Origin of the sequence: Paenibacillus amylolyticus (assembly GCF_051136285.1) — a bacterium.
In the GTDB taxonomy this organism is placed as follows: Bacteria; Bacillota; Bacilli; order Paenibacillales; family Paenibacillaceae; genus Paenibacillus; species Paenibacillus amylolyticus_F.
Window position 1 is genome coordinate 3,027,609 of the sequence record NZ_CP194938.1, and the last position, 12,504, is coordinate 3,040,112.

Here is a 12,504-nt window from a genome sequence, read left to right on the forward strand (position 1 = left end):
GCAGGAGAAAAAAAGCTATGATGAAATGTTTACGCGCCTTGCTGTCCCTCATCGTTATACTGCCGTTGCTGAGCGGGTGCTGGGATCGTCAGGAACTGAATCAACTCGGAATTATGCTTGGTCTGGGTGTAGATCGAGACGGCGACATGATTAAAGTTAGTGCACAAGTTGTTGTGCCTCGTGAGGTTGCCAAAGGCCAAGGAACTAATGCTACATCGGTTACCCAATACCAAGCAAGTGCCCGTACACTGCTTGAAGCGATTCAAAAACTTACCGAGACAAGCCCTCGCGCCATCTTTATGGCTCATATCCGGGTATTGGTATTCGGAGAAGAGTTTGCGCGAAAAAATGGCATATATGACGTCATAGAAGCACTATTAAGGGAACCAGACGTACGTCCGGACTATTATGTGATGGTAGCTCGTAAAACGACGGCCTCCAACATTTTGAACGTGCTCACTCCGCTGGAAAACATTCCGGCAGAAAAATTGTTTAACGCTCTTGATATTTCCGCCAAAAGCTGGGCTCCGACAACAACCGTGACCAATGACAAGCTGATGCAATACATTCTTACGCCCAGTATGTCCCCGGTCATTACTGGAGTCGAGCTTGTTGGGAATGAAGAGGGAAGTGGAGAAACCAAAAATGTTGAGAGCATCAAACCACCGGCATCTCTCCAGTTTAGCGGCCTTAGCGTGTTTCGGAAAGATAAGCTGATTGGCTGGCTTGACCAGGATAAGTCTAAAGGGTACAACTACATTCGCGATAACGTGAAATCAACGATTGGCCCCACCGAATGTCCGGAAGGAGGTTATGTCACCCTGAAAACGTTGCGTACCTCCACCGATCACAAAGTCAAAATGGTGCGGGGTGAACCCCAAATTAGTTTGAAAGTTAATACGGTCTCCGTCATTGGTTCCGTCGATTGTGATATGGAGATTGGTTCGATGGAAGCCATCAAAAAATTAGAGGAAATGGCACAGGATCGGGTTGTCGAACTGATGAAAGAGACTGTAAGTCTCGTGCGCAGCAAATATAAAGTGGACATCTTCGGTTTTGGACAAGACATCTACCATAAATATCCGAAAATTTATAAAAAAGAAGAAAAGAACTGGGATAAGTATTTTCAAAACTTAGACATCACATATGAAGCTAACGTACAGATTCGTCGTATCGGAACGTTGGACAATTCATTCATGAGAAAAGCCAAGGAGTGATCACATTTGCTGTTATCGATTGCAGTTGTCATTATCGGTGGCCTAATGGGGGTGATCGATCTACCTAAGTTATGGAGAAAAAAGGAGTGGAAAGAAGTCACTGTCTATTCCTGTTTACTACTGACAGGCACCTTTTTTGGTGTTGTCGCGGTCAATCTATGGGAGTTTCCAAGCCCGCTCTACATCATCATCTGGATTTACAAACCCGTGAATCAATTACTAGCTTATATTACGGGGAGCTAGCCAAAGAGGAGTTGACAACATGCTGGAGCAAGGTCGGCTTGGCATCAGACAATTAAGTATCTTGACCATTTTGATTATTGCAGGTGACATGATGATGGTTTATCCTTCGGTCATCGCAACCTATTCAGGGCAAAACGCCTGGCTCTATGCGTTTATCGGTGTTCCTCTTGGCATGGGCTTGATGTATCTGTTCGTCAAACTTGCAGATACGTATCCCAATGAAAATTTGATTGGGGTTTTTCGTAAAATCCTTGGATTTTGGCCAGGCACGGTGTTATCCCTGTTTTACCTGATGTATTTTATTTTTAGCTCTGCAGCACAATCGCGGATCGTAGGTGACTTTATGACCAGCCAAATTTTTTTATATACGCCCATTCGGGTTGTACTTCTTATTTTTGTCATCCCCATCGGTTGGGCTCTGTATAACGGACTGGAAAACATCGGGCGAAGCAGTGAAATACTTGTTCCAATCATCACTATTTTTATGTTAATTTTAGTAGTGTTTTTGCTACCTCAGGTAAAATTAAACCAACTTGTACCATTCACAGACACCACCATTAACCAACTTACACATGGGATTGTGGTCAGTTTTATATACCCGGTGGGTGAATCTCTTCCCATTCTGATGATCCTTCCCTATGCAAGTCAACAGGCTCATCGTACCCGTGATCTTATGATATCTGCCGGATTTTCCAATTTGCTCATGGCCATCCTGGTCACTATTTCTATGCTGGTTATGGGCCTTTTTCTTACCCAGCACACGATCTTTGGTTCATTTGTATTATCACAAAAAATCAATATCGCCAATTTTTTTCAGCGTATTGAAGTACTGATGGCTTCTTCCTGGCTGATATCCACCTATTTTAAAGCTACCGTTTATTTGTACGCCTTTGTTCTTGGTATCGCTGAGCTTTTTCGTCTCCAGAGCTACCAATTTCTCATTCTGCCATGCGTACTGATTGTATATGCGCTATCTAATCTTGTGACACCCAATATGGTTTTTTTTAACACAACGGTCATTCCCTATTGGTTGGAGTGGGATTTTACTGTGAGTCTGGTCTTACCTGTCTTGCTGTTGATCATTCATCTGATTAAATCCAGGTTAACAACCATCAAAGGTAAAACAAATTCATAAAAGGAGGGTGCAGATCATGCTAATTAAAGAGAAACTTACCGTAAGACAATTCGCTGTTCTCACCTTCTTATGCCTGATAGGGGATATGATGCTGATCTATCCTACATTAATTACCTATTCCGGCCGCCAGAACGCTTGGATCTGTACAATCATCTCTCAATTTATTGGCATGGCCATATTGTGGATTTTCTATAAACTGCATCAGACGTATCCTGGACTTACACTCATTGAAATTTGCTCTAAAATACTTGGTAAGTGGATAGGTGGCATTTTAGCTGCTGCGTACCTGTTTTACTTTCTGATTGGATCGGCTATATGTATCCGCGAAGTCGGAGATTTTATGACCACTCAGATTTATCTCCGCACCCCGATTCGGGCAATCATTCTTCTTTTTGTCATTGCTCTAGGCTGGTCAGCACTCAAAGGATTAGGAACTTTTGGTAGGTCTGCGGAGATTTTAGTGCCATTTGTTATCCTCAGTTTAAGCATCTTCATTCTTTGCTTGCTCCCACAGATGGAAATATCCAATATCCAGCCTTTCTTCGACACATCCCTGTTTTCGTTTATAAGCGCGAGTATTCGAGGTGCTACAGCTCCATACGGAGAACTTATCATTATCACCATGATTTACCCCTATGTAAATCACGGCACTCACAAGCGACGAGACATGTTTTTAGCCGGATTGCTTGGCGGGGTCATATTAACATTCATCCTTCTGACCTCTCTGCTTGTGCTTGGGGCTGAACTGACACAACACAACATCTATGTAACCTATATCCTTGCACAGAAAATTAACATCGGCGGCTTCCTGCAACGAATTGAAGCACTCTCTGCCATAGCCTGGCTCGTATCTACTTACTTTAAAACTTCGCTGTACACGTTTGGATTCATCTTAGGCCTTGCTCAGCTGTTTCGTCTCAAGTCATACCAGCCGCTCATCCTGCCGACCACGATATTATTATTTGGCATGGCTATAGTGCTTGCGCCCGATGTTCTTTTCTATACACTTGGCATCATGTACCCCTGGTTCTATTGGGACATTACAGTCAGTATCGTCATTCCTTCGTGCTTGTTGCTGGTTTATCTCATTAAAGGTCGATTCAAACAACGAAATAACGCAAATACTCTTTCGCAAAAATAAACAGGCTACATCTCAATGGAATGTTGTCCATAGATGTAGCCTGTTTATTGTTAACTATGCTAGCTGAATGCACGATTTTATTTATTTTCATAACATCAGATATAACTAGAGTCCTTTTACCGTGTCCAGCGCCTCTTCAATATGTCCCTTCACACGTACCTTCGTCCATTGCTTGATCAGCTTGCCCTCTTCATCCAGCAGAAAGGTGGAACGCACGATGCCCATATACTCCTTACCGTACATCTTCTTCAACTGCCATGCGCCAAACTGCTCGGCAACCGTGTGCTCCTCATCCGATAAAAGGATAAAAGGAAGTCCATATTTGGCAATAAACTTGTCATGTTGCTTCATTGGATCGGTGCTGATGCCTAGAATGACCGTATTCAGCCCCTGAAACTCTTCATGTCGATCCCGAAAATCACAGGCTTGCTGCGTGCAGGACGAGGTCATATCTTTGGGATAAAAGTAAATCAGCACACGTTTGCCGCGAAAATCAGACAGCTTCACAGACTCCCCCGTGCTGGATGGCAGTTCAAAATCCGGAACTTGTACACCTTCTGCTAAAGTCATTTTCATGTCCTCCTTGGAATTCAAATGATATGATCCTTCAGACTTGCGTGATGTAATCCTTTAAGCTCGCTCTCAGAAACCACTGGAATTGACGTTACATGATGAAATGATCTCTTAGCGGGTCATGACCCCGCTCCCCGATACCGCTTCACACCAAAGTTCCACAAGGTAAGTCCAATCGTTGCAAAGACCACCCCCATGACCGGAGTCAACAAAGCCATGCGATGCATCTCGGCCCGATCCAGGAACAGTGCAGCAGGATAGATTCCCACAAAAGCAAACGGGATGATCCAGGTGAGCAACACCTGAATGGCTCTGTTATAGATCGTTACCGGGTAACGTCCATATCCTTGAATATTGTACATCAACGGCAGGATACCTGTCGGCGCATCAGAGTAAAAGGATAGTGACGTCAATGTGGTATAGATACCTGCATAGATCAGCACCGAACTGATCGCCAGAATAATTAATGCGGGGATGTGCCACCATTCCAGTACCAGCCCCATCTCTGCGCCGCTGCTGATCATGATAATTAACCCGATGAACGAACCTACGAGAGAGGGCGGGTCTACATTTTCAAGCAGAATCTGAAACAGGTTGTGTGCAGGCCTTGTAAGAATGCGATCCATCTCACCTTTGACAATATAACGCTCGCTGAACCCCCACAGATTGATAAAACAGCTAAAGATGCCGTAAGGCACCATAAAGTATCCGTAAACAAACAATACTTCCGCCTCACTCCAGCCACCGAGGTTGTCCGTATGCCGGAAAACGACAAAGATAAAGATCAGATTGGTTGCCTGAAAGAGCAGATCCGAGATGATCTCGACCCAGAAGTCGGCGCGGTAGGTTAGACGAGTCTTCATATAATTTTTCAAATATTCCCAGATTAGACCCATATAGTACATTCGCTTATCCCCCTTGCACGAACAGACGCTTACGTGCCTGCCGCCAGATCAGCACCATTGGCAGCAGCAGTATGACAAACCAGAGCACTTGAATACCGAGTACACTCCAGATGCCTGTGCCCTCTACTCTGCCAGTGAAGACCGAGCCGGGCAGATACGTGATCGCCTGAAACGGCAACACCTTCATGATCGTGGACAACCAGTCCGGGTACAGGCTGATCGGAATGATCAGACCCGAGAACAAATCGACCACCACCCGTTTCATGCGCATCATGCCTTCGTTATTTTCCACAAAAAATGCGGCTAGTCCCGTAATAACATTAATCTGGGAATTAATGATGAAACTGAAGAACAGCATGACGAGAAAACCAATCCACGCCGAAGGCGCTGTTGGCAGTTCAACCGGGAACAGCAGGATGGCAATAATCATGCCTGGGATCATGAGCAGTAAGAAGCGGAATATGCCTTCGCCAAGCCCTTGCATCATTTTGACCATCACATAGTTAATCGGCCGGATAAACTGAATCGCAATGGAGCCATCCCGAATATCAGCGGCGATCTCCCGATCCAGATTGTTAAAATAAAATGCACGCGCCATCCACGAGACCGCAACATACGTTGTCATCTGTGCTGCCGTAAAACCGCCGATCTCTCCGCTACTTCCATAAATAGCTTGCCATGTAAAGTAATACACGCCGATATTCAGCGTATATATCAAAATGCCGGAATAATAATTAACTCGATACGCCAGCATCGTCAGAAAACGAATGCGCATGAAATCGATAAATGCACTATTCATCTAGGATACACCTGCCGCTTCATTTCCTGCTGATACAATCTCGGGACGCTCGGCAGAACCGGACTGGTAGATGCTACGCACAATCTCATCTGTATTGATCTCAATAATTTGAATGTCCGTAATATCTGCCTGACCCACCACACGAGCCAGTACATCAGAAACGTTCAATTCTAACGGAATCCACACGGATGCCGACAGTTCATTCTCCACGGTCCATCTTACAGGCATAGCAGTTGTCCATTCATTCATCTGTGCCAGATTATGGCCTGTGCCGAACTTAAAGCGCACCTCCCGCTCTGTGCCCCACTGAGACTTGAGGTGATCCAAACCACCGTCATAGATGATGCTTCCTGCATCCAGCATGATGACTCGCGAACACAATGCTTCGATATCTTGCAAGTCATGAGTTGTAAGCAAAATGGTTGTGCCATGCTGCTGATTCATGTCTTTCAGAAATTCGCGAATCTCCGACTTCACCACGATATCCAGACCAATCGTCGGTTCATCCAGAAATACAATGCTCGGATTGTGCAGCAAGGCTGCTACCAATTCACAGCGCATCCGCTGACCGAGACTTAGCTTACGTACCGGACGACTTAACAGCTCCTGTAATTGCAGACGCTCGACCAGCTCGTCCAGCCGTTTACGGAAGTCCTGTTCCCCCACACGATATACTTTGCGCAGCAGATGAAAAGATTCAATAACACCGATATCCCACCATAGCTGACTGCGCTGCCCAAATACCACACCAATATTTTTGACAAACTTCTCCCGCTCCTGATACGGAACATACCCACCTACTGATATATGCCCGGATGTAGGCACCAAAATGCCGGTCAACATCTTGATCGTTGTTGATTTGCCGGCACCGTTCTCTCCAATATATCCGCATATTTCGCCTTGCGGTATCTGAAATGAAATATCATTCACAGCCAATACTTCCTGGTATTGACGTTTGAACAGATCTTGAAACGCGCCCTTCAGCCCACCACGGCTTTTCTGGACATTAAACGACTTTCGCAAATCTTTGACATCAATCGCCAGCATGTTTATACCTCACTTGGATTTTGTTGAAATTGCTTGTAGCCCAAAAAGAAATTATAATAGTAACAGTCAAAATTCAGCAAGCTAAAAAAATAGTCCGAAGCGGCCTCCTCTGCCTTGAGGTTCGGAGGGGAAGCGAACGGAAAGCTTCGACTTATACGCAAATTCAACGCAACTTTACATGTACTGAACTCGTTTATTTTTTATCTCAATTACAAAGGAGCGCTAGCATGACCAGAAAGACGAAGAGGACCCTATGGATCTCTCTTGCCGCCTTCGTGTTAATTGTTGGAGGAGCAACGGCCTATTATTTCGGTTCTATTCTTAATCAGTTGGATGGATTACAGAAGAAAGGCGAGGATTCGCCATTTGCCAATATTCAAAATGTAGAGAAAGTGAATACACCTGACCCTCCCAAATGGGAAGGCACCGAGACTGTTAATATTTTGGTTATGGGTGTCGATGCGCGCGGTCTGAAAAAGGGTGAAGTTCCCCGTTCCGACAGCATGATGGTTGTATCACTTGACCCGCTGACCAAAAAAATCAATCTTTTCTCCATTCTGCGTGACACTTACATTAATATCGACGGATATGGTAAAGATCGTATTAACACAGCCATCACCCATGGCCCGAATGTAGCAATGGAAGCCGCAAGTGATTTGCTCGGTATCCCTGTTCAATATTATGTGTATACCGATTTCCAAGGATTCATCAAATTGGTTGATGCAGTTGGCGGTGTAGACTTTGATGTAGAGAAGGACATGCATTATACAAGTAAAGCCGACAACAACGAGTACGATATTGATCTGAAAAAAGGGTACCAGCATCTCGACGGCAAAACAGCCTTGATGTATGTTCGTTTCCGTCACGATGCCATGTCAGATTTCGCCCGTTCGGAACGTCAGCGGGAGCTGCTCAAAGCCGTGACTGCAAAAATGCAATCCACGACAACCATTGCCAAGCTGCCTTCCATCCTGGAAGAAGTCAGCCCGTTTGTAGATACCAATCTTACCCTTTCGGACATGTGGAAGCTGGGTGGACTTGGTTACCAGAGCAGTATGAATGGCAGTGAGCAGGTTCCCCCAATGAATCTGTTGAAAGAAGAACGCACACCAGGCGGTGCGCAAGTCTTGTCGGTAACCAGTGAAGAAAAGTTGAAACAGCATGTTCAGGACATCATTCACCCGCCAGCCAAGACAGAAGATCCAAAAGCCAAGGAAGACAAAACCGCCAGCGGTGATGAGAAGAACACACAGCAGCCGGCAGAGTAAGTGAGCCGGTGATATGAAGTAGTATGGCCGAGATACAGGTCTGAGCTAACTTGGTAAATGTATGGATGGATCAAAGCACCATCTATACCATAGCGATGATCCAATTCATTCTTAGAAGGGCAGCCTATATGCTGCCCTTTCGCTGTGCCTGTACGCCAAAGTATGCGAAAATAATCATAGCATGTCATTGTTTTGCTCGTTTAAACTATTGGAATTACGAAAGGAAGTTATCTTATGAATACACGCACGAACTCTGAGTTGTTATATACAGAAGCCCTGGAGCATATTGTGGGCGGCGTAAACAGCCCTTCACGCTCATTCAAAGCAGTGGGAGGCGGAGCACCCGTTTTTATGAAAAAAGCGCAAGGTGCTCACTTCTGGGATGTTGACGACAACAAATATATTGATTACCTCGCGGCATACGGTCCGATTGTGACTGGACATGCCCACCCTCATATTACCAAAGCCATTACGGAAGCTGCTGCGAATGGTGTTCTGTACGGTACACCGACGGAGCTTGAGATCAAACTTGCCAAGATGCTCAAAGAAGCCATCCCGTCCATGGACAAGGTTCGTTTTGTGAACTCAGGTACAGAATCTGTAATGACAACGATTCGGGTGGCACGCGCGTATACAAAACGGAATAAAATTGTGAAATTTGCCGGATGTTATCACGGTCACTCCGACCTCGTGCTGGTTGCTGCCGGTTCAGGCCCGTCTACGCTTGGCATTCCCGACAGTGCCGGTATCCCGACCAGTATTGCTCATGAAGTCATTACCGTTCCTTATAACGATCTGGGTGGTCTGAAGGATGCACTCGAACGCTGGGGTGATGATGTGGCTGCGGTGATGGTGGAACCGATCGTCGGTAACTTCGGTATGGTTATGCCGGAGCCTGGGTTCCTCGAAGGCCTCTGTGCGATGACACGTGCGAACGGTTCACTCGTGATTTATGACGAGGTTATTACTGCGTTCCGTTTCCATTACGGATCTACTCAAACGTATGCCGGATTGAACAATCATGCAGAGATTGAGCCTGACCTCACCGCACTTGGTAAAATCATTGGCGGCGGCTTGCCGATTGGTGCTTACGGCGGACGTAAACATATCATGGAACAAGTTGCCCCACTCGGACCAGCGTATCAGGCCGGAACAATGGCGGGTAACCCGGCATCTATCTCGGCGGGTATTGCTTGTCTTGAAGTGCTGCAAAGCGCTGGCGTATATGAAGAAATGGAACGTCTCGCTATCGATCTGACTGCTGGTCTGCAGGCTTCCGCCGACCGCCATGGCATTGATCTGACGATCAACCGGATTCGTGGTGCGTTCTCCACACATTTCTGCAACCATCCGGTGACAAACTATGATCACGCACAAGACACGGATGGTGAACGCTTCGCGTCCTTCTTCCGCCACATGCTGAATCGCGGTATCAATCTGGCTCCATCGAAGTATGAAGCCTGGTTCCTGACCACATCTCATACGGATGAAGACATCGCTGCTACTCTGGAAGCTGCAGAAGCTTCTTTTAAAGCGATGGCTCAGGAGTAGCCCCCACCTAACACTTACCTTCGGCAACATGTTATAAAATTCGAGATAGACCAGTCCATCAAAGGCTGGTCTATCTTCACGTTGAAGATCTGATCTGCAACTTCAAAATCTCCTCCCGAATGATCCGCATCCCTTCTTCAATACGCTGTTTCGGAACATTGGAGATGTTTAGGCGCAGCATCTGATCCGTATAGGCGCGGTAAGTCCCTTCGGGATAATACTGCTCTGTTGTATCCGTAATAATTCCGCGCTTCTTTAAGCGGGACAGCAAGGCACGAACAGGCATATTTCCTGGCAAAGGGAGTACCGTATGCTCCCCTCCGGTTCGTGGCGCGGCAAAAAAGGGCTCGAATTCAGGATGAGCGGCCAGTTGTTCATGAACAACATCCATACGTGAGGCATAGCGGCTACGAATGATTTTGCGATGATGGGCGAACATTCCACTATGAATATACACTTCCAGTGTAGCTTGAGACAGCAGTGAGGTGTCGATGTCCAGCATTCTTTTCATTGTGCCGAAAGAGGCAATCAAGGGTAAGGGTAGAACAGCTACACCCATACGAAGTCCAGGGAACAGGATCTTGGAATAACTTTTCAGATAAATTACCCGGTCATGCGTATCATAAGCCCACAAAGGATCTTGTCTTGCGCTGTCCTCCAAATCTGCCAGATAGTCATCCTCCACCAGATAGACATCATACCGCTGAGCAAGTCGGAGTAACCTTTTTTTCTCCTTGACCGTCATGGATGTTCCGATGGGATTATGAAACCGCGGCATGACGTAGAAAAACTTGATCGCTCCCTCTGCAAACTGACGTTCAAGAGAATCCCAGTCCAGCCCTTCCCCTAGTGTTCTTCGTACACCTGCAACGGGTACATTCAGGCTCTTCAGCAGGGTAGGCATATTGTGATATGTCGGCAGTTCCACCATGACTGTAGTTTTTCCGCCGGGAAAAGGCATCAACGCCAGTGCCGCAAGCGCTTGTTGCACACCCGATGTGATGAAAAACTGCTCTGGCCGCCGCGCAAACACCTGATAATCGGCGAACTGTTTCTGTAAAAGCTTAATGAGCGAAGGCAACCCTTGCTGGGTACCATATAAAAAAAGTTCATCCTGCTTCTGTTTCATCGCCAACTCCACGCAATGCCGAAAATCGGCATAAGGGAACACCCTGGGATCAGGAGCGGCCGATGCAAAATCCAGCGGTTCCTCCCAATCCATATCCTGTATACCCAAACCATTCTGAACAGCGTAATAACCGGATTGGGGAACCGCGTACACCAAATGTCGCTGTTCCAGCCATTCATATGCACGAATCGCTGTGCTTACACTGCAGTGATACTGCTCCGCCACACGGCGAACAGCTGGCAGTCTGATTCCTTTCTCATCCCAGTGACGGCTCCCCTGTTGTACCATCTGCTCTTGTATCCACTGTTGCAATGCATGAGCAATCACCTCATATTTTTTCATACCTTTCCCTTCCTTCATTAGATTGTACCGGTACAATTCACGCTTTTGACTATTGTAGCACGAGATGAGCAGAAGTAATATTAAATCAAGCGAATGTATTCCACATCCTGTCAGGTTTAGATATAGGATCATCAGAAGCATTCATCATGGCTACTATCATATCGGAGGGAATACAAATGAATAATACGTCTACACGTACTTATGCTTATATTGCAGCTGTATTGTATGCAGCGATTATCGGTCTCTCTTTTTTATTTGTAAAAATGACCGTCACCATAGCAGATCCTATTGATGTGCTCGCACATCGGTTTGCTCTTTCACTGATTGTTGTCAGTATTCCAGTTCTATTCGGCTGGATCAAAATTAATCTTCGCCTCGCTGATCTGTGGCGAATTATCCCGCTCGGGTTGCTGTCCCCTGTCCTGTTCTTTGCCTTTCAAGCCTTTGGACTGGTCACCTCTAATTCGTCGGAAGCCGGCATTATTCAGGCCACTACACCAATATTCACGATGTTACTCGCCTCAATCTACCTGAAAGAGCGTTCATCCACGATGCAGAAAATGTTTGTGCTTCTATCCGTTGCTGGCGTAATCTTTATCTTCATGATGAAAGGCAGCAGCATGTCGCTGAGTAATTTCAAAGGAATCTTCTTACTGCTCTTGTCTGCTGCATGTTTTGCTGGTTATGGCGTGCTTGCAAGACCGCTGACCCGGAAGTACAAACCACTGGAATTAACTTGGGTAACACTCTTGGTTGGTTGTGTTGTCTTTAACGTTGCTTCGCTCGGCATTCATGCTTTCAACGGTTCTATGGCCGATTACATCAAACCTCTTGGAGAACCTTCCTATCTGGGTGCACTGGCCTATCTGGCAATTCTTTCTACGATGTTCTCTACGCTTCTTGCCAGTTATGCACTGACACATCTGGAAGCTTCCCGTATGAGCGTCTTCACCAACTTCTCCACACTCATCTCTATTGCAGGGGGAGCCTTGATTCTGCATGAACCGGTCTATGGCTATCATTATATCGGTGCAGTCCTGATCATCATCGGAGTTTTGGGCACCAACATGAGCGGTCGCAAGCAGGGGCTGATTAAAAAAGAGCTGCCCAACTAAATATTCGCCCTGTATGAAGCTTCCCGAACACGTTAACAC

Annotated in this window: 12 protein-coding genes; 7 read left to right on the forward strand and 5 right to left on the reverse strand. The window is 46.2% G+C overall.

What is annotated here, in order from left to right; translation table 11 throughout:
• Positions 1–17: 17 nt before the first annotated feature.
• From ACR8BL_RS13175 to ACR8BL_RS13190, 4 genes are read left to right on the forward strand one after another with little or no spacing between them, the layout of a single operon-like run.
• Positions 18–1,217 carry a Ger(x)C family spore germination protein gene (locus ACR8BL_RS13175; RefSeq protein WP_434748092.1) on the forward strand — a complete coding sequence of 400 codons (1,200 nt, stop codon included), beginning with the start codon at positions 18–20 and terminating at the stop codon, positions 1,215–1,217.
• Positions 1,218–1,223: 6 nt separating this feature from the next.
• Complete coding sequence (locus ACR8BL_RS13180; RefSeq protein ID WP_434748093.1) at positions 1,224–1,460, forward strand: hypothetical protein; 237 nt, start codon at positions 1,224–1,226, stop codon at positions 1,458–1,460.
• Positions 1,461–1,479: 19 nt separating this feature from the next.
• Positions 1,480–2,595 carry a GerAB/ArcD/ProY family transporter gene (locus ACR8BL_RS13185; protein WP_434748094.1) on the forward strand — a complete coding sequence of 372 codons (1,116 nt, stop codon included), beginning with the start codon at positions 1,480–1,482 and terminating at the stop codon, positions 2,593–2,595.
• Positions 2,596–2,611: 16 nt separating this feature from the next.
• The gene (locus ACR8BL_RS13190) at positions 2,612–3,736 is read left to right on the forward strand and encodes a GerAB/ArcD/ProY family transporter (RefSeq protein ID WP_434748095.1); all 1,125 of its coding nucleotides are present in this window, start codon (positions 2,612–2,614) and stop codon (positions 3,734–3,736) included.
• Positions 3,737–3,841: 105 nt separating this feature from the next.
• On the opposite strand, the gene bcp is transcribed toward ACR8BL_RS13190, so the two are convergent.
• The 4 genes from bcp to ACR8BL_RS13210 form a co-directional block, all read right to left on the reverse strand.
• Entirely contained in the window at positions 3,842–4,306 is a 465-nt protein-coding gene (gene bcp, locus ACR8BL_RS13195; RefSeq protein ID WP_434748096.1) for a thioredoxin-dependent thiol peroxidase, read from the reverse strand.
• 122 nt (positions 4,307–4,428) lie between these two features.
• Positions 4,429–5,214 (reverse strand): ABC transporter permease, encoded by a 786-nt coding sequence (locus ACR8BL_RS13200; RefSeq protein ID WP_434748097.1) that lies wholly within the window; start codon positions 5,212–5,214, stop codon positions 4,429–4,431.
• A 4-nt stretch (positions 5,215–5,218) separates the two neighbouring features.
• The gene (locus ACR8BL_RS13205; protein ID WP_434748098.1) at positions 5,219–6,013 is read right to left on the reverse strand and encodes an ABC transporter permease; all 795 of its coding nucleotides are present in this window, start codon (positions 6,011–6,013) and stop codon (positions 5,219–5,221) included.
• Entirely contained in the window at positions 6,014–7,060 is a 1,047-nt protein-coding gene (locus ACR8BL_RS13210; protein WP_434748099.1) for an ABC transporter ATP-binding protein, read from the reverse strand.
• A 227-nt stretch (positions 7,061–7,287) separates the two neighbouring features.
• Between ACR8BL_RS13210 and ACR8BL_RS13215 the strand changes: the two genes are divergently transcribed.
• Both ACR8BL_RS13215 and ACR8BL_RS13220 read left to right on the forward strand, forming a co-directional pair.
• On the forward strand, positions 7,288–8,328 hold the full coding sequence (locus ACR8BL_RS13215) for an LCP family protein (protein WP_434748100.1): 1,041 nt from the start codon (positions 7,288–7,290) through the stop codon (positions 8,326–8,328).
• 234 nt (positions 8,329–8,562) lie between these two features.
• Positions 8,563–9,879, forward strand: a complete 1,317-nt coding sequence (locus tag ACR8BL_RS13220; protein ID WP_434748101.1) for a glutamate-1-semialdehyde 2,1-aminomutase — start codon at positions 8,563–8,565, stop codon at positions 9,877–9,879.
• A 76-nt stretch (positions 9,880–9,955) separates the two neighbouring features.
• Here ACR8BL_RS13220 and ACR8BL_RS13225 read toward each other — a convergent pair whose 3' ends face one another.
• Positions 9,956–11,350 carry a PLP-dependent aminotransferase family protein gene (locus ACR8BL_RS13225; protein WP_434748102.1) on the reverse strand — a complete coding sequence of 465 codons (1,395 nt, stop codon included), beginning with the start codon at positions 11,348–11,350 and terminating at the stop codon, positions 9,956–9,958.
• Between the two features lie 176 nt (positions 11,351–11,526).
• On the opposite strand from ACR8BL_RS13225, the gene ACR8BL_RS13230 reads away from it, so the two are divergent.
• The gene (locus ACR8BL_RS13230; protein ID WP_434748103.1) at positions 11,527–12,465 is read left to right on the forward strand and encodes a DMT family transporter; all 939 of its coding nucleotides are present in this window, start codon (positions 11,527–11,529) and stop codon (positions 12,463–12,465) included.
• Positions 12,466–12,504 lie beyond the last annotated feature (39 nt).